Origin of the sequence: Citrobacter sp. Cc139 (genome assembly GCF_030334645.1) — a bacterium.
GTDB lineage: Bacteria > Pseudomonadota > Gammaproteobacteria > Enterobacterales > Enterobacteriaceae > Citrobacter > Citrobacter werkmanii.
Genome location: NZ_JAOWDM010000091.1, coordinates 178252 through 196100 on the forward strand (window position 1 = coordinate 178252; position 17849 = coordinate 196100).

The following is a 17849-nucleotide window of genomic DNA, read 5'->3' on the forward strand; positions in this document are numbered from 1 at the left end:
GCGGTGCTGTTTTGTAACCCGCCTGAAATGGGCGGTAACGAAAGAGGATAAACCGTGTCCCGTATTATTATGCTGATCCCTACCGGAACCAGCGTCGGGCTGACCAGCGTCAGCCTCGGCGTGATCCGTGCTATGGAACGCAAAGGCGTTCGTCTGAGCGTCTTTAAACCCATCGCTCAGCCTCGTGCCGGTGGCGATGCGCCAGACCAGACTACTACTATCGTTCGTGCGAACTCTAACCTGCCAGCTGCTGAGCCGCTGAAGATGAGCCACGTTGAATCTCTGCTGTCCAGCAATCAGAAAGATGTGCTGATGGAAGAGATCATCGCGAATTACCACGCGAACACCAAAGATGCTGAAGTTGTACTGGTTGAAGGCCTGGTCCCAACACGTAAGCATCAGTTCGCGCAGTCTCTGAACTACGAAATCGCGAAAACGCTGAATGCGGAAATCGTCTTCGTGATGTCTCAGGGTACCGATACCCCGGAACAGCTGAACGAGCGTATTGAACTGACTCGCAGCAGCTTCGGCGGCGCGAAAAACACCAACATCACTGGCGTTATCGTTAACAAACTGAACGCGCCGGTTGATGACCAGGGCCGTACTCGCCCGGATCTGTCCGAGATTTTCGACGACTCTTCCAAAGCGCAGGTGATCAAAGTTGATCCGGCTAAACTGCAAGAATCCAGCCCGCTGCCGGTTCTGGGCGCGGTGCCATGGAGCTTCGATCTGATCGCTACCCGTGCAATCGATATGGCGCGTCACCTGAACGCCACCATCGTTAACGAAGGCGATATCAACACCCGTCGCGTGAAGTCTGTGACTTTCTGCGCACGCAGCATTCCGCACATGCTGGAGCACTTCCGCGCAGGTTCTCTGCTGGTGACTTCTGCCGACCGTCCTGACGTGCTGGTTGCAGCATGTCTGGCTGCTATGAACGGCGTAGAAATCGGTGCTCTGCTGCTGACCGGCGGCTACGAAATGGACGCGCGCATCAACAAACTGTGCGAACGTGCATTCGCTACCGGCCTGCCGGTATTCATGGTGAACACCAATACCTGGCAGACCTCTCTGAGCCTGCAGAGCTTCAACCTGGAAGTTCCGGTTGACGATCACGAGCGCATCGAAAAAGTTCAGGAATACGTTGCTAACTACATCAACGCTGACTGGATTGAATCTCTGACCGCGACTTCTGAACGCAGCCGTCGTCTGTCTCCACCGGCGTTCCGTTATCAGCTGACCGAGCTGGCGCGTAAAGCGGGCAAACGTGTTGTTCTGCCGGAAGGCGACGAACCGCGTACCGTTAAAGCGGCTGCTATCTGTGCTGAACGCGGTATTGCTACCTGCGTTCTGTTGGGTAACCCGGATGAGATCAACCGCGTTGCGGCCTCTCAGGGCGTTGAGCTGGGCGCTGGCGTAGAAATCGTTGATCCCGATGTGGTTCGCGAAAGCTACGTTGCTCGCCTGGTTGAGCTGCGTAAGAACAAGGGCATGACCGAAACCGTTGCCCGCGAACAGCTGGAAGACAACGTGGTTCTCGGTACCCTGATGCTGGAGCAGGACGACGTTGACGGTCTGGTTTCTGGTGCCGTTCACACTACCGCAAACACCATTCGTCCACCGCTGCAGTTGATCAAAACTGCGCCGGGTAGCTCGCTGGTGTCTTCCGTGTTCTTTATGCTGCTGCCGGAACAGGTTTACGTTTACGGTGACTGCGCGATCAACCCGGATCCGACTGCTGAACAACTGGCAGAAATCGCCATTCAGTCCGCTGAATCCGCCATCGCCTTCGGTATCGAACCGCGCGTTGCGATGCTTTCCTACTCCACCGGTACCTCTGGTGCAGGTAGCGATGTAGAGAAAGTTCGCGAAGCGACTCGTCTGGCGCAGGAAAAACGTCCTGACCTGATGATCGATGGTCCGCTGCAGTACGACGCCGCGGTTATGGCTGACGTAGCGAAATCCAAAGCGCCGAACTCGCCGGTTGCAGGTCGCGCTACCGTGTTCATCTTCCCGGATCTGAACACCGGTAACACCACCTACAAAGCGGTACAGCGTTCTGCCGACCTGATCTCCATCGGGCCAATGCTGCAGGGTATGCGCAAGCCGGTGAACGACCTGTCCCGTGGTGCGCTGGTAGACGATATCGTCTATACCATCGCCCTGACAGCGATCCAGTCTTCCCAGCAGCAGAAGTAATTTGCTGCGGTGTGCCGGATCTCTTATCCGGCAACACCTCTGCTTATCAAACCGGAAATAGCTGATATTTCCGGTTTTTTTATATCTGTTTTTTCTTTGGTACATTCTGAAATATTTGCCAGGATGCGCTGCATCAATGAATAACTATTCTTCTGTTTGCATACTTACTCTCTTTTGCATTGCAACAGGGATAGTCTTTCATGTCAGCAGTCACAGAATCACAGCCAGCCAAAAAATGGGCGATGCCCGATACGCTGGTGATTATTTTTTTCGTCGCCATTTTAACCAGCCTGGCGACATGGGTTGTTCCGGTCGGGATGTTCGACAGCCAGGAAGTGCAGTATCAGGTTGATGGGCAAACCAAAACCCGTAAAGTTGTCGACCCCCACTCTTTTCGTATTCTGACCAACGATGCGGGTGAAGAGCAGTATCACCGGGTGCGGTTTTTCACCACCGGAGATGAACGCCCTGGCCTGATGAATTTTCCGTTTGAAGGATTAACCTCCGGCTCTAAATTCGGCACCGCCGTCGGCATTATTATGTTTATGCTGGTGATTGGCGGCGCATTCGGCATCGTTATGCGTACCGGAACCATTGATAACGGTATCCTGGCGCTCATTCGCCATACGCGAGGTAACGAGGTCCTGTTTATCCCGGTGCTGTTTGTTCTCTTCTCATTAGGCGGCGCGGTGTTTGGCATGGGCGAAGAGGCGGTCGCCTTTGCCATTATTATCGCGCCTTTGATGGTACGCTTAGGTTACGATAGTATCACCACCGTTCTGGTCACTTATATCGCCACCCAGATTGGTTTTGCCAGTTCATGGATGAACCCGTTCTGCGTGGTGGTCGCACAGGGTATTGCAGGCGTCCCGGTGCTCTCTGGTTCTGGTCTGCGTATCGTCGTGTGGGTCGTTGCGACCCTGATAGGGCTGACCTTCACCCTGGCCTACGCAGCACGCATCAAAAAAAATCCGCTTCTCTCCCGGGTACATGAGTCAGACCGTTTTTTTCGCGAGCAGCAGGACGAGGTTGTAGAACGCCGCTTCACGCTGGGCGACTGGTTGGTGCTGCTGGTACTGACGGCGGTGATGATTTGGGTCGTCTGGGGTGTTATCGTCAACGCGTGGTTTATTCCTGAGATCGCCAGCCAGTTCTTCACGATGGGACTGGTGATTGGCATCATCGGCGTTGTGTTCCGTCTCAACGGTATGACGGTCAACGTCATGGCATCTTCATTCACTGAAGGCGCGCGAATGATGATTGCTCCCGCCCTGCTGGTCGGTTTCGCCAAGGGCATATTATTGCTGGTCGGTAACGGAGAGGCGGGCGAAGCCAGCGTATTAAATACCCTGCTGCACAGCATTGCCAACGGTATCAGCGGGCTGGATAACGCTATCGCTGCATGGTTTATGCTGCTGTTCCAGGCGGTATTTAATTTCTTCGTCACGTCCGGTTCTGGCCAGGCTGCATTGACCATGCCGCTATTAGCGCCGCTGGGCGATCTGGTTGGCGTAAACCGTCAGGTCACCGTACTGGCCTTCCAGTTTGGCGACGGATTCAGTCACATTATCTATCCGACGTCGGCATCATTGATGGCAACGTTAGGCGTTTGTCGGGTGGATTTTCGTAACTGGCTGAAAGTGGGCGCCACGCTGTTGGGCCTGCTGTTTATTATGTCCAGCGTGGTGGTGATTGGGGCGCAGATAATGGGTTACCATTAAAAAATGATTGCCCGGCCTACATGATTTCTCGACGCTGTAGGCCGGATGAGCAGACGTTACTCGGCTTCTTCCTGCTTTTCGGCTTTCGCCCCTTCATTCTTGGCGTTGCGGGTCATCCACAGCGCCAGCGCTTTCAGTGAGTCCGGCGTAAATTCGTCGCAGCGTGCGGTGATTTCTTCCGGCGTCAGCCAGCAAACTTCACTGACCTCTTCTTCCTGAAGCGCAAACGGCCCGTGGGAAACGCAGCTAAACAGCCCGCCCCAGACGCGACAGTTCTGGTCTTCAAAATAAAACTGACCGTGCTCGGCAAACGGCACACCCGCAATCCCCAACTCCTCTTCCGCTTCACGGCGCGCTGAGTCCAGTAGCTGCTCGTCAGCCTGAACAACACCGCCAGCGGTGGCATCCAGCATGCCGGGCAAAAAATCTTTTGTCTCAGTCCTACGCTGAACCAGAATTTTACCCATACCATCGTGCACCACGATATACGTCGCACGATGGCGTAAGCGCTGCGCCCGCATTTGTTCCCGGCTGGACTGTGCGATGACTTCGTTGTCTTCATTCACAATATCCACCCATTCCGTACTTGCCAAACGACGCTGTTCCACCATCAGGAAACCTTCTTTTTTCTGGCGCTCTTACGGCGCGTTTATGTTTGTGGGGTAAATTACGGATTAATCTCGATCTGCGCAATAACACTTTGATCATTGAGTGCCATTACGCTGAGGACATTATCATCCAGAATCCCGTAGCTTGCCGCAAAGCCTCCTTTCGGGATGCTTACCGAGCCAGGGTTAAAGTGATAGACATCCCCTTGCAACTCGGCAACCGGCAGATGAGTATGGCCATAAACCAGTACATCTCCCGCGCTGAGCGCTGGCATATTTTGCGGGCCAAAAAGATGCCCGTGCGTCAAAAAGAGTCGCTGGTTTTCTGTCAGAATTTGCTGCCACGGCGCGGTTATCGGAAAATGCAGGAGCATCTGATCCACTTCGCTGTCGCAATTGCCACGCACCGCAATAATCCGCGCTGCCAGTTCATTCAACCGCTCTGCAACCTGCGCGGGCGCATAGCCTTCCGGCAACGCATTACGCGGTCCGTGATTTAAAACATCACCCAATATCACCAGCCATTGCGCACCGCTTGCGCTAAACAGTTCGAGTACGCGTTCCGTGGCTGGCAACGAACCATGAATGTCCGATGCGAACATCAGTTTCATCACTCACTCCTCGTTGAAAATTACCTTGTAATGATACTGGATTACGCTCCGATGGTCAGCAGGAACGCTTCGCTGAAAGCGCGATAAAACGCTGAACTGAAGCGCGCTGCCACTGGAAGGTGGCGTATTCCGCAAGCGCTTCTGGCACCTCATCGCCGTTAAGGACCAGACGATTAAGCATTAGCGCTAAATCGCAATCAGCGATACACCATTCGCCAAATAAATTCTGTTTACCATGCCTCAGTAAACTGCTCGCAGTGGCGAACAGTTTTTCCGCACTGGCTTTTCCGGCGTCGCTCAGCGGCGCTTTTTTCACGCCAGCAAAAACCACATCCGTTGAGCGCTCTTCACGAATAGGCATCAGATCGCTGCGGATCCACGCCTGCACCTGGCGAGCCCGCGCGCGCTTTTGCACATCGTGTGGGTAGATGCGCTCCCACTGCGGCGGAGAAAAGCTCTCTTCCAGAAACTCAGTAATTGCTGATGATTCGCTCAGCTCGAAATCGTCAATCTGCAGGACCGGCACGCGGCGCGTCAACGCATAACCTTGCCATGAAGGTTGCAAGTGTTCACCGCTGCTGAGATCAACAGTTTTCAGCGTAAAAGGTAGCCCTTTCTCTTGCAGAGCGACATAAACAGACAGCACGTAAGGGGAGAAAAAATTGGCATCTGACCACAGCGTAATTGCAGGTTTACTCATAACGTCCTCTGAAGTGTATTGGCTTGCCTTCAAAATATAGAGTCTTTCTCTCGCTGTCACTTGATGAAAACTCACGCACGCCAACAGGCTCTATACTTGTAATGACCCGGTTCATGACAAAACGGACGCTGAAAATGATCGATCTCTATTACACGCCATCGCCAAACGGTCACAAAATCACGCTGTTTCTTGAAGAAGCGCAGCTGCAATATCGGCTGATTCATGTCGATATCAGCAAAGGTAGCCAGTTTCGTCCTGATTTTCTGCAGATCTCGCCGAACAATAAAATCCCGGCCATTATCGACAATGCGCCGCAGGATGGTGGAAGCCCGATCAGCCTGTTTGAGTCCGGAGAAATTTTACTCTATCTGGCGGAAAAGAGCGGCAAGCTGCTGAGCGGTGAGTTGCGTGAGCGCCACACCACGCTGCAATGGCTGTTCTGGCAGGTCAGCGGCCTGGGGCCCATGCTCGGTCAGAATCATCATTTCAGTCATTACGCCCCGCAGACTATTCCCTACGCCATTGAAAGATACCAGGTTGAAACCCAGCGCCTGTACAACGTGATGAATAAACGTCTGGAAACCTCCCCCTGGCTGGGGGGCGATCACTACAGCATTGCGGACATAGCCTGCTGGCCATGGATTCATGCCCACCAGCGTCAGCGTATCGACCTCGACAATTACCCGGCGGTTAATAACTGGCATGAGCGCATCCGTACGCGGCCCGCTACAGAACGCGCCATGCAGCAAGCGCAGAGTGAGAAGCGGTAACACGCTTCGATTCTCGTGTATCATGAATAGGTTCATACATGGAGGAAACCTGCAATGTCACAACCTGACGCGATTATTCGTATAAAAAACCTTCGTCTGCGCACCTTTATCGGCATCAAAGAAGAGGAGATCCTTAACCGCCAGGATATCGTCATCAACATTGCCATTCATTATCCGGCAGACAAAGCCCGTATCAGCGAAGATATCAACGACGCGCTGAATTATCGCACTATCACCAAAAGCATCATTGCGCACGTGGAGAGTAACCGCTTCTCACTATTAGAAAAATTAACTCAAGATGTGCTCGATATCGCACGCGAACATCACTGGGTCACTTATGCTGAAGTGGAGATCGATAAACTTCACGCATTGCGTTACGCCGACTCAGTATCCATGACGCTGAGCTGGCAGCGCTAAACGTAACCCGGGAGGCGACATGCAGATTCTGATTACCGGCGGTACTGGCCTGATTGGACGTCATCTGATCCCCCGCCTGCTCGAACTGGGGCATCAGATAACCGTAGTGACACGTACCCCTGATAAGGCGCGTCAGATTCTCGACTCTCGGGTCACGTTATGGAAGGGGCTGGCAGAGCAGCAAAATCTCGATGGCATTGATGCCGTGATTAACCTTGCCGGAGAGCCTATTGCAGATAAGCGCTGGAGCGCTGAGCAAAAAGAGCGCCTGTGCCAGAGTCGTTGGGGCATCACGCAGAAACTGGTCGATTTAATCAACGCCAGCGAGACGCCGCCCGCGGTGTTAATATCCGGTTCCGCTACCGGTTACTACGGCGATCTGGGCGAAGTTGTCGTCACGGAAGAAGAGCCGCCGCATAACGAATTTACCCATAAGCTGTGCGCCCGCTGGGAGCAAATTGCCAGCACCGCGCAAAGTGACAAAACCCGCGTGTGTATGTTGCGTACCGGCGTGGTATTGGCCTCTGCTGGCGGGATTCTGGGGAAAATGGTCCCGCCATTCCGTCTTGGTTTAGGCGGCCCGATTGGTAACGGACGCCAGTATCTGGCCTGGATCCATATTGATGATATGGTCAACGGCATTATCTGGCTGCTGGATAACGATCTGCGTGGCCCCTTCAATATGGTTTCACCGTACCCGGTACACAATGAGCAGTTTGCCCACGCACTGGGTCATGCATTAAACCGCCCAGCCATTCTGCGCGTTCCCGCTGGCGTAATACGTCTACTGATGGGCGAGTCTTCCGTGCTGGTTCTCGGCGGACAGCGGGCGTTACCCAAACGCCTGGAAGCGTCCGGTTTTGCGTTTCGCTGGTACGATTTAGAAGAGGCGCTAGCGGATGTTATCCGATAGTTGCTAAGCGCTATTCACATTCGCCGTTGCGATGGTAAGGTTATAGATCTGACTTCCGCAATGGCGACGTTATGGCAAAAATATCGACTCCCCGTCTTACCCTCTCTTTGTTTCAATTTTCTGACTGGTCATTTTTCCAGAGACTGCGTGAAAGCCCTGAAGTCATGCGCTATATGGGCGACATCGCCCCAGCAAAGGATACGCGTCTGTTATTCGCCAGACGCCTTGCCGCACAGCACACATTTGTTATTCGCGAGCATAACAACCCGACACCGCTCGGCGATATTGGTCTGCAAATCAGTCATCTTTATCCGCATGAGGCCGACCTCGGTTACGCCCTCATGCCGCATGCGCAGGGGAAAGGTATTGCCAGCGAAGCCGTGCGCGCGGTGTGTCAGTATGCCCTGGAGCAGGCTGGCGTCACGGCGATAAATGCTTACGTGCTGGCAGAGAATAAGGGGTCGATACGTGTTCTGGAAAAGACGGGCTTTGTACGAACGCAGGTGCTGGAAAAAGCGTATGAAATTAATGGGGTAGCGCACGACGACTGGGTTTATCGCCTGGAGTGCGATGCGTTAAAGCGGTAGGCCCGGAAAGCATAGCGCCTCCGGGCAACTGAATTACTTCAGCGATCCTTTGAGGAACTGCTGCAAGCGTGGGCTTTGCGGGTTGCCGAATACCTGCTCCGGGTCGCCCTCTTCTTCAATTTTCCCCTGATGCAGAAAGATCACATGCGTGGAGACATTTCGGGCAAACCCCATTTCATGGGTCACGACCACCATGGTTTTCCCCTCTTCGGCCAGTTGCTGCATAATGCGCAGCACTTCGCCGACCAGCTCTGGGTCAAGCGCCGAGGTGGGTTCATCAAACAGCAACACCTCCGGTTCCATCGCCAGCGCTCGCGCAATAGAAACGCGCTGCTGCTGACCACCAGACAAATGCACCGGATATTTACCCTGCGCTCGCTCATCAATGCCCACTTTAGCCAGATACTTCACCGCGCGAGCGCGGGCTTCCTGCTTGCTCAATCCTAATACCTGAATCGGCGCTTCCATGACGTTTTCCAGCACCGTCATGTGGCTCCACAGATTAAAGTGCTGAAAGACCATGGTTAGTCTTGTGCGCAGCAAACGCAGTTGATTTTTGTCCGCAACCTTGAGCTGGCCGTCTTTGTCACGCACCAGTCCAATGTTCTGCCCACTGACGACAATAGAACCAGCGCTCGGTTTTTCAAGAAAGTTAATGCAGCGCAGAAAGGTACTTTTACCGGAACCTGACGAACCGATAATACTGATAACATCACCCGCATTAGCTTGCAGCGATACCCCTTTCAGCACTTCATGTTCGCCGTAGTGCTTATGTAAATCGATAACGTTTAATTTATTCTCAGACATCGTGTTACTCGAATTATTTAGAGGATACATGCTGCAACCAGCGTTTTTCCGCTTTACGGAACAGACTGATCAGGACATACGAAATAATCAAATACAGCACCGCGGCAATACCGAAAGCGGTAAACGGTTGATACGTTGCCGAGTTGATATCGCGGGCGATTTTCAACAAATCAGGCACCGTGGCGGTAAACGCCAGCGCCGTGGAGTGCAGCATTAAAATCACTTCATTGCTGTATGCCGGCAGCGCAATACGCAGCGCGGAAGGCAAAATTATGCAGCGATACAGTTTGAATGACGAGAAACCGTAAGCGCGCGCGGCTTCAATCTCACCGTGTGGCACAGAACGAATCGCCCCGGCGAAAATCTCCGTCGTATAGGCGCAGGTATTCAGCGTCAACGCCAGTACGGTGCAATTCAATCCGCTGCGGAAAAACGCGTTGAGGAAGTCCGTTCCTTTGACTATCTCCAGCGTATACATCCCGGAATAAAACACCAGCAGCTGTACATACAGCGGCGTGCCACGAAAAACATAGGTAAATAACCAGATCGGGAACTGGATAAATTTATTGCTGGAAACGCGACCAATCGCCAAAAACAGCGCCAGTATGCCGCCCATCACCACCGACGAGATCAACAACCACAAAGTAATTGCCACACCGGTAAAGCGGTAACCGTCCGTCCACAGCAGGGATTTCCAGTACTCCTGAATTATCTCAATCACAGGTCAGCCCTCTTCACACCCACGGAGTAACGGCGCTCAAGGTACAGCAGCACACCATTAGAAACTGTGGTAAACACCAGATAGATGACCCCGCACACCACGGCAAAATAGAACGGCTCCCAGGTGCTCTTCCCGGCAAGCTGAGTGGCTTTCACCACATCTTCAAGTCCAAGCAACGATACCAACGCCGTGGCTTTGAGAATAACCTGCCAGTTATTACCAATTCCCGGTAAGGCATAGCGCATCATCGCCGGGAACATAATGCGGCGAAATATTTGTGAACTGGTAAAGCCGAATGCCGTCGCAGCTTCAATATGGCCTTTGGGCACAGCCATAAACGCGCCGCGGAACGTTTCGGTAAAGTAAGCCCCGTAGATAAATCCGAGCGTGATTATCCCTGCTACCATCGGATCGATATCAATCTGGCTGACCCCCATTGCATCGGTAATGGTATTCAGCGCGATTTGTAATCCATAGAAGATGAGCAACATTAAGACCAGATCGGGCACGCCGCGGATAAGCGTGGTGTACGCTTCGAAAATAAGCCCCAACGCCCGGCTTTGCGACAGTTTTGCTGCCGCGCCGACAAGGCCTATCAGAACCGCCAGCACCACTGAGCTGAGAGCCAGCTCAAGCGTAACAATTGCGCCCTGTAAAATAACACCTGAAAAGCCATACAACATGCTGCCTGTCCTGTCGTGTGTGGTGGAGTAATAAGCCTCTTTTGATTTCAGACTCACCATTAAATGCCGGATGGCGGCGTTGCCTTATCCGGCCTACAAAATCAACGTAGGCCGGATGAGCGCAGCGCCATCAGGCATAAATTCAACGCGTCAAAAATCTACGGGCTTTATCAGCACCTGCGGTGATTAACCGCCATAAACATCAAAATCGAAGTACTTTTTAGCCAGCTTCTCGTAAGTGCCGTCAGCGCGCATCTCCGCAAAGGCTTTATTCAGTGCTTCGCGCAGCTCGTTATCATCTTTACGCAGTCCCATACCGGTACCCACGCCAAACAATTTCTCGTCTTTCACAGACGGGCCGCCGAATTTGTAATCTTTACCAACTGGCTGTTTCAGGAAGCCTTCGCTGGCAGCGACTTCATCCTGGAATGCGGCGTCAATACGCCCGGCAGTCAGGTCAGAATAGATGTTGTCTTGTCCCTGATAGGAGACAATTTCAATACCTTTTGGCGCCCAGTGTTCGTTGCCGAACGTTTCCTGAGTGGTGCCCTGCAGCACGCCGACACGTTTGCCTTTCAGCGACTCAATGGTCGGCTGAATAGCAGAATCCTTAGCGACAACCAGACGCGAGTCGGCTGCATAAAGTTTGTCGGTAAACGCGATTTCCTGCTGACGTTTTTCAGTAATGGAAAGCGAAGACATAATCGCATCGATTTTCTTCGCTTTTAGCGAAGGGATCAGCGCGTCCAGCGGGTTTTCCACGAAGGTACATTGTGTATTAATACGTTTGCATAGCTCTTTAGCCAGATCGATATCAAAACCGACTAATTCACCCTGCGCATTTTTCGATTCGAACGGCGCATAAGTAGGATCGGTGCCGATACGAATTTTTTGCGGAATGGCTGCAAATGCTGCGGTAGCACTGGAGAAAGCCAGGACCAGAGAAAGAGACAACACCAGTTTTTTCATAACTATCCTCAACAGACTGTCTTTTATAGGGGATCTTTACAGGACCAGGTGCAGTTATCGTGCCATTAATCAGGCCGACAAGGCAAAGCATTCTACCTTGTCGACGGTATTTATTTGCATGAAAAGCGCTTAAGTATGCACTCATGCTTATTAAGTCAGCGATAAAGGCACCAAAACAGTGCACTGAATTTATGATGCACCATAATGGTTACCCGCCATGGTGCAACCAACTCCCCACGTCGATGAATTAATCGCCGTAGACATTAAAGTTAAAATACTTACTCGCCATCTTGTCGTAGGTGCCGTCTTTGCGCAGTTCGCCCAGCGCTTTATCGAAAGCCGCTTTCAGCTCCGCATCATCTTTGCGCAAACCAATCCCGGTTCCGTCGCCAAAGTATTTTTTATCTTTAACTGAAGGGCCGGCAAAAGCGTAGTCTTTGCCTGCCGGCTGTTTAAGGAAACCTTCACTGGCCGCGACTTCATCCTGCAATGCCGCATCCAGACGGCCCGCCGTCAGGTCAGAATAGATCAGGTCCTGGTTCGCGTAGGCCACCACATCCACGCCTTTGCTGCGCCAGTTATCATTGGCATAGGCTTCCTGAGTTGAGCCTTGTAGTACACCTACATGTTTACCTTTGAGGGAGTCCAGAGTCGGTTGAATCGGGGAACCTTTCGCGGCGATCAAACGAGAATCTGCGGCGTAAAGTTTGTCTGAGAAGGCAATCTCTTGCTGACGCTTCTCGGTGATAGAAAGCGAGGAGATGATGGCATCAATTTTTTTCGCTTTCAGCGACGGGATCAGCGCATCAAAGTCGCTGGCAACCCAGGTGCATTTGATCTGCATGCGTTTACACATCTCATTTCCTAAATCTATATCAAAGCCGACAAAGTCGCCCTTGGCATCTTTAGAGGAAAAAGGCGCGTAGGTGGTATCTGTACCAATACGAACTGTCTGCGGAAGTGCTGCGTAACTGGCCGCGGTTGCGGAAAGTCCTACCAGCAAAGACAAAGCAAGAACCGTCTTCTTCATACATAACCCTCAAGTGGCGTAATTTTATTATGTTTTACGTTGTGTTGTGTTTGCAGACTTTTTCATGCAGGTCTTATGCCATTTTCGCGTCGTTGAGGATATTCGACGTTAAATATGTTAATAAAACGTTGCAATATTGTCCTGATTTTGAAGATAGCAGGTCTGACGGTTGAAACGCAGCGTTTCGTTGAGTTTTGACGAATTAAATGTTGAGGATATGATCGCGGTTACAAAATTGCCCTGAAACAGGGCAACGGATGTTTCTTTGCACGCTGATGGAACGGCTTACGCCCCTTGCCAGCGGGTGAAGAGGTCCTGAGGAAGGGAAATATCAAACTGGTCAAGGACACGATTAACCGTTTGATTAATCACATCATCTAACGTTTGCGGGCGATGATAAAACGCCGGGACAGGCGGCATAATCACCGCTCCAATTTCTGCCGCCTGCGTCATCAGCCGCAAATGCCCCAGATGCAATGGCGTTTCGCGCACGCACAGCACCAGCGGGCGACGTTCTTTCAATACCACGTCAGCCGCACGGGTGAGCAGCCCATCGGTATAGCTATGCACGATGCCAGAAAGGGTTTTAATTGAACAGGGCAGGATAACCATCCCGGCGGTCTGAAAAGAGCCAGACGAAATGCTGGCGGCGATATCGCGCGTATCGTGAGTCACATTCGCCAGAGCCTGCACGTCGCGCACAGAGAGATCCGTTTCCAGCGCCAGCGTCTGCCGGGCAGCGGCGCTCATCACCAGATGGGTTTCCACATCAGTAACGTCACGCAAAACCTGCAGCAGGCGCACACCGTAAATCGCTCCACTTGCGCCAGAAATACCAATGATGAGTCGTTTCATGTTTAATCGCCCTTGCTTGCTTCAGGGCCGACTTTGCAGGAATTTACGGGGAGTTGCAAGCAAGGGTGCGGGTTGCGCCCTTGCTTGCGAGCAAACATTAACCTTCGTTGTGCATCTCAAGGTTTTCCGCTTCATTCTGACGCAATATCGCTTTGGCATCGTCATTACGCAGGGAGTCAAGGAAATCGAGATACTGCTGGTCAACGTCTTTGGTGACATAAACGCCGTTAAACACTGAACATTCAAACTGCTGAATATCCGGGTTCTCAGCGCGGACCGCTTCAATCAGATCGTTGAGATCCTGGAAGATAAGCCCGTCTGCGCCGATTATCTGACGGATCTCGTCCACTTCGCGACCATGAGCAATCAGCTCCGTCGCCGTCGGCATATCGATACCATAAACGTTCGGGAAGCGGATTTCCGGTGCGGCAGAGGCCAGATACACTTTCTTCGCTCCGGCTTCACGCGCCATCTCGATAATCTGTTCTGAGGTGGTGCCACGTACGATAGAGTCATCCACCAGCAGCACGTTCTTATCACGGAACTCCGCACGGTTGGCGTTCAGTTTACGGCGCACGGATTTACGACGCAGCTGCTGGCCCGGCATGATAAAGGTACGCCCTACGTAGCGGTTTTTCACAAACCCCTGACGATACGGCTTGCCGAGAATACGGGCGATTTCCAGCGCGATATCGCAGGAGGTTTCCGGAATCGGGATCACCACGTCGATGTCCAGATCTTCCCACTCGCGGGCAATTTTTTCGCCGAGCTTAGTTCCCATATTCACACGGGCGCTGTAGACGGAAATCTTGTCGATAAAGGAGTCAGGACGCGCAAAGTAAACGTATTCGAACAGGCACGGATTGCTGACCGGGTTATCGGCGCACTGGCGGGTAAACAGCTGGCCTTTTTCGGTGATGTACACCGCTTCGCCAGGTGCTACGTCGCGCAGGAATTCAAAGCCCAGCGTATCCAGCGCCACGCTCTCGGAAGCCACCATATACTCGGTGCGACCATCGCCGATATCACGTTTCCCCAGCACCAGCGGACGAATGCCGTTGGGATCGCGGAAGGCGACCATGCCGTGACCGATAATCATCGCCACGCAGGCATAGGCGCCACGGATCTGGCGGTTGGTTGCCGCAATAGCAGCAAAAATATTGTCTGCTTCCAGCGGGTAATGGCGGAAGTTATCCAGCTCGCTGGCGAAAATATTCAGCAGGATTTCAGAATCTGAAGTGGTATTGATGTGGCGGCGCTTTTCTTCAAACAGCTTTTTCCGCAGCTCATGCGCATTGGTCAGGTTGCCATTGTGGGCAAGCGTGATGCCATACGGTGAGTTGACGTAAAAAGGTTGAGCTTCAGAGGCGCTGGAGCTGCCAGCCGTTGGGTAACGCACATGACCGATGCCCATATTGCCCTGCAAACGCTGCATATGGCGCGCTTCAAAAATATCGCTCACCATTCCGTTTGCTTTACGCAAGCGGAAGCAGTTGTTGGCATCAATAGTGATGATGCCCGCAGCATCCTGACCACGATGCTGGAGCACCGTTAACGCGTCATAAATCGACTGGTTTACCGGCATAACACCGGCGATACCGACAATACCGCACATACGTCTTTTCCTCGTTCAGCAACGACCCAAAGTTTATACTTTGGGCAAGAAACTTGACGAGCTTTGCAGATAGTCAAAGAACCATCTGATGATGAAACTGAACTGCGGGATCAGCTGCGACTTATTCCAGTCTTCACTTTTCGACAGACCGGTAAACGTATCGAGAAAGAACAGTATGGCGGCGACGATCAGCGCTCCTCGCAGAGCACCGAAGCAAATCCCCAACACCCTGTCGGTACCCGACAGACCTGTTTTCTCTACCAGTTGGCCTATCACAAAGTTAACGATAGCGCCGACGATAAGTGTCGCGATAAACAGTATCGCGATAGCAATCCCATTTCGAACCAGTTCGTCTTCAAAGCCCGTAAACCAGACAGACAGGTAAGTGTAGTAATGGCTGGCGACAAAGAAAGCACAACCCCAAGTCACCAACGATAATGCTTCACGAACAAAGCCACGGATCAGGCTAACCAGACAGGAAAAACCAATCACCGCGATAATGGCGTAATCAATCCAGACCATAAGTGTCCCACGATTTTACGCCCTGTCGTCCTGTTCGGGGCGCATTCTAACAGAAAAAGAAAACGTTTGCGTAGGGATTTCCTTTCCACGCGTAAATAAAAATGGCGCTGAAAAAATCTTCAACGCCATACGGTTTTATGCCTCTTCGGGCACTGGCCGGAGACGGTGAAAACACCGTATCCGGCCTGCATGAAACAGCCCCTTAATTAGGGGTATATCCCATCACAACCCCACTCAGACCGGAGATCTTCTGTAGCTCGCCCAGCGAATTCTTCAGCTTATCTCTGGAGGCGTCAGGGCCGACGAGAATGCGGGTTATTTTACCCTGTACCGGCGTTGACGGGGAAGTATATACCCGGAAGCCCGCGCCACGAAGTTTACCCACGATCTCATTGACCTTATCCGCATTTTTCAGCGCGCCGAGCTGCACAACATACGCTTTGCCGGTCGGGGCTGGCGCTTCTTCAGCGACCGGTTTCGGCGCTGGAGCTGGCGCCGGTGTGGCGACAACGGGTTGCGGCTTCGGTTTAGGTTTCGGCGGTTCAACAGGTACGGGGACAGGATCTAACTCCGCACTACTTGCCGTTGTCATACGCGACGGATCCAACGATGGCGCGGCGGCATCGCCCGCGCGCACCTCTTCTGCCGCCCCTTCAGGCGGTTGCGTTGGCAGCGCCTGCGTTGCCGCAGGCATCATGTCCGGCTCGTCGCGATCGCCCGGTTTGGGCACCAGAGGGATCGCAGCAAACTCATCCTGATAATGTTTTTTTTGCCCGTCAAGCAGCCCGGGGAGCACAATCACCCCAAGCGCGACCAGCACAATTGTGCCAACTAATCGATTCTGAAACTTACTCGCCACCGCTTCTCCCCACGTCTATCACTTCCATGACATGTGCGACAGTGTGAAACGATCCACACACCAACACGGTATCTTCTGGCTTCGCCTCGGCCAGTGCCGCAGACCATGCCTGCGCCACGCTGTCATAGGCTTCACCTTTGCCCAGATGTTCTAACAGCTGTTCTGCCGTTGCGCCACGCGGCCCTTCCAGTGGCGCGCAGTACCAGGCATCGACCACGCTTTTTAACCAGGCCAACGTACCGGCAATATCTTTATCATGTAGCATACCGATAACTGCAAGTACACGCCCGCTTTTCACTAACTTTTTCAGACGTCCGGTCAGATATTCCGCCGCGTGTGGGTTATGGGCAACATCAAAAATCACCCGCGGCGACTCGCTCACAATCTGGAAGCGCCCCGGTAAAATCGCCTGTTTGATTCCGTCACGAATTGCCTGCTCGCTGACGTCAAGACCACTGGCACGCAGCGCAGCCAGTGCGGTCGCGGCGTTCGGTTGTGGAACCTGTGGCAATGGCAGATGCGCCAACGTGCCGTGAGTGTCCGTAAAGGACCAGTCGTTATCCGTTACCGTATAGCGCCAGTCCACACCACAGCGTTGCAAAATCGCCCCGCACTCTTGCGCCACATCCGCAATAGTGTATGGCATTTCAGGTTCACCAACGATGGCCGGTTTCTCTGCGCGGAAAATCCCCGCTTTCTCACGACCAATGCTCTCGCGATCAGGGCCCAGCCAGTCGGTATGATCAAGCGCAATACTGGTGACGACCGCAACATCGGCATCGACGATATTCGTCGCGTCAAGGCGACCGCCTAACCCCACTTCCAGAATGACTACGTCCAACTGAGCCTGTTTAAACAACCAGAGCGCCGATAGCGTACCGTATTCAAAATAGGTCAATGAAATATCGCCACGTGCGTCTTCAATCTCAGCAAACGAGGCTGTATGCGCGGATTCCGGCAGTTCCCCCCCCTGCACGCGCACGCGTTCCGTGTAACGCACCAGATGCGGCGAACTGTATACTCCGACTTTATAACCTGCTGCGGTCAGCACCGATTCCAGCGTACGGCAGGTCGTGCCTTTTCCGTTGGTGCCCGCCACCGTAAAGACAAATGGCGCGGGTTTCAACACGCCCAGTTTGCGCGCCACCAGGCTTACGCGTTCGAGGCCCAGATCGATGGTTTTACTGTGCAGGTTTTCCAGATAAGAAAGCCACGACGCCAGAGGCGACGCGGCTTGAGGAATACGTTTATTGTCCATGATG

19 protein-coding genes are annotated in these 17849 nt (G+C 52.9%); 6 read left to right on the plus strand and 13 right to left on the minus strand.

Going from position 1 to position 17849, the window contains the following annotated elements:
* Positions 1-54: 54 nt before the first annotated feature.
* On the plus strand, positions 55-2199 hold the full coding sequence (gene pta / locus OGV69_RS18925; RefSeq protein WP_069323382.1) for a phosphate acetyltransferase: 2145 nt from the start codon (positions 55-57) through the stop codon (positions 2197-2199).
* 200 nt (positions 2200-2399) lie between these two features.
* Positions 2400-3920 carry a putative basic amino acid antiporter YfcC gene (gene yfcC / locus OGV69_RS18930; protein ID WP_069323381.1) on the plus strand — a complete coding sequence of 507 codons (1521 nt, stop codon included), beginning with the start codon at positions 2400-2402 and terminating at the stop codon, positions 3918-3920.
* Between the two features lie 56 nt (positions 3921-3976).
* On the opposite strand, the gene yfcD is transcribed toward yfcC, so the two are convergent.
* Genes yfcD through yfcF form a run of 3 tightly spaced genes read right to left on the minus strand, consistent with a single transcriptional unit; the run spans position 3977 to position 5839 of the window.
* Positions 3977-4531: an NUDIX hydrolase YfcD gene (gene yfcD, locus OGV69_RS18935; protein WP_006683645.1), complete on the minus strand. Its 555-nt coding sequence runs from the start codon at positions 4529-4531 to the stop codon at positions 3977-3979.
* A gap of 56 nt (positions 4532-4587) precedes the next feature.
* On the minus strand, positions 4588-5139 hold the full coding sequence (gene yfcE, locus OGV69_RS18940) for a phosphodiesterase (RefSeq protein WP_069323380.1): 552 nt from the start codon (positions 5137-5139) through the stop codon (positions 4588-4590).
* Positions 5140-5194: 55 nt separating this feature from the next.
* Positions 5195-5839, minus strand: coding sequence for a glutathione transferase (yfcF, locus tag OGV69_RS18945; RefSeq protein ID WP_069323379.1), 645 nt, complete (start codon positions 5837-5839; stop codon positions 5195-5197).
* Positions 5840-5973: 134 nt separating this feature from the next.
* Here yfcF and yfcG point away from each other — a divergent pair, with 134 nt between their 5' ends.
* From yfcG to OGV69_RS18965, 4 genes are all read left to right on the plus strand, one after another.
* Positions 5974-6609, plus strand: a complete 636-nt coding sequence (yfcG, locus tag OGV69_RS18950) for a GSH-dependent disulfide bond oxidoreductase (protein ID WP_069323632.1) — start codon at positions 5974-5976, stop codon at positions 6607-6609.
* Between the two features lie 54 nt (positions 6610-6663).
* The gene (gene folX, locus OGV69_RS18955; RefSeq protein WP_038642324.1) at positions 6664-7026 is read left to right on the plus strand and encodes a dihydroneopterin triphosphate 2'-epimerase; all 363 of its coding nucleotides are present in this window, start codon (positions 6664-6666) and stop codon (positions 7024-7026) included.
* Positions 7027-7045: 19 nt separating this feature from the next.
* Positions 7046-7939 carry a TIGR01777 family oxidoreductase gene (locus OGV69_RS18960; protein ID WP_069323378.1) on the plus strand — a complete coding sequence of 298 codons (894 nt, stop codon included), beginning with the start codon at positions 7046-7048 and terminating at the stop codon, positions 7937-7939.
* A gap of 71 nt (positions 7940-8010) precedes the next feature.
* A complete protein-coding gene (locus tag OGV69_RS18965) occupies positions 8011-8526 on the plus strand; it encodes a GNAT family N-acetyltransferase (protein ID WP_074458484.1) in 516 nt (171 codons plus the stop codon).
* Between the two features lie 33 nt (positions 8527-8559).
* Here OGV69_RS18965 and hisP read toward each other — a convergent pair whose 3' ends face one another.
* From hisP to folC, 10 genes are all read right to left on the minus strand, one after another.
* Positions 8560-9333, minus strand: coding sequence for a histidine ABC transporter ATP-binding protein HisP (gene hisP, locus OGV69_RS18970; RefSeq protein WP_038642330.1), 774 nt, complete (start codon positions 9331-9333; stop codon positions 8560-8562).
* A 13-nt stretch (positions 9334-9346) separates the two neighbouring features.
* The gene (gene hisM, locus OGV69_RS18975; RefSeq protein WP_038642332.1) at positions 9347-10054 is read right to left on the minus strand and encodes a histidine ABC transporter permease HisM; all 708 of its coding nucleotides are present in this window, start codon (positions 10052-10054) and stop codon (positions 9347-9349) included.
* On the minus strand, positions 10051-10737 hold the full coding sequence (locus tag OGV69_RS18980; protein WP_038642334.1) for a histidine ABC transporter permease HisQ: 687 nt from the start codon (positions 10735-10737) through the stop codon (positions 10051-10053). The genes hisM and OGV69_RS18980 overlap by 4 nt, the downstream gene beginning before the upstream one ends.
* A gap of 186 nt (positions 10738-10923) precedes the next feature.
* Entirely contained in the window at positions 10924-11706 is a 783-nt protein-coding gene (gene hisJ, locus OGV69_RS18985) for a histidine ABC transporter substrate-binding protein HisJ (RefSeq protein WP_003028120.1), read from the minus strand.
* Positions 11707-11953: 247 nt separating this feature from the next.
* Positions 11954-12736, minus strand: a complete 783-nt coding sequence (gene argT / locus OGV69_RS18990; protein ID WP_006683634.1) for a lysine/arginine/ornithine ABC transporter substrate-binding protein ArgT — start codon at positions 12734-12736, stop codon at positions 11954-11956.
* A gap of 285 nt (positions 12737-13021) precedes the next feature.
* Positions 13022-13591, minus strand: coding sequence for a UbiX family flavin prenyltransferase (locus OGV69_RS18995; protein ID WP_038642336.1), 570 nt, complete (start codon positions 13589-13591; stop codon positions 13022-13024).
* 97 nt (positions 13592-13688) lie between these two features.
* Positions 13689-15206: an amidophosphoribosyltransferase gene (gene purF / locus OGV69_RS19000; RefSeq protein ID WP_005129677.1), complete on the minus strand. Its 1518-nt coding sequence runs from the start codon at positions 15204-15206 to the stop codon at positions 13689-13691.
* Positions 15207-15239: 33 nt separating this feature from the next.
* On the minus strand, positions 15240-15728 hold the full coding sequence (cvpA, locus tag OGV69_RS19005) for a colicin V production protein (protein ID WP_038642339.1): 489 nt from the start codon (positions 15726-15728) through the stop codon (positions 15240-15242).
* A gap of 202 nt (positions 15729-15930) precedes the next feature.
* Positions 15931-16587 carry a cell division protein DedD gene (dedD, locus tag OGV69_RS19010; RefSeq protein WP_069323377.1) on the minus strand — a complete coding sequence of 219 codons (657 nt, stop codon included), beginning with the start codon at positions 16585-16587 and terminating at the stop codon, positions 15931-15933.
* On the minus strand, positions 16577-17845 hold the full coding sequence (folC, locus tag OGV69_RS19015; protein WP_069323376.1) for a bifunctional tetrahydrofolate synthase/dihydrofolate synthase: 1269 nt from the start codon (positions 17843-17845) through the stop codon (positions 16577-16579). The genes dedD and folC overlap by 11 nt, the downstream gene beginning before the upstream one ends.
* Positions 17846-17849: the final 4 nt, after the last annotated feature.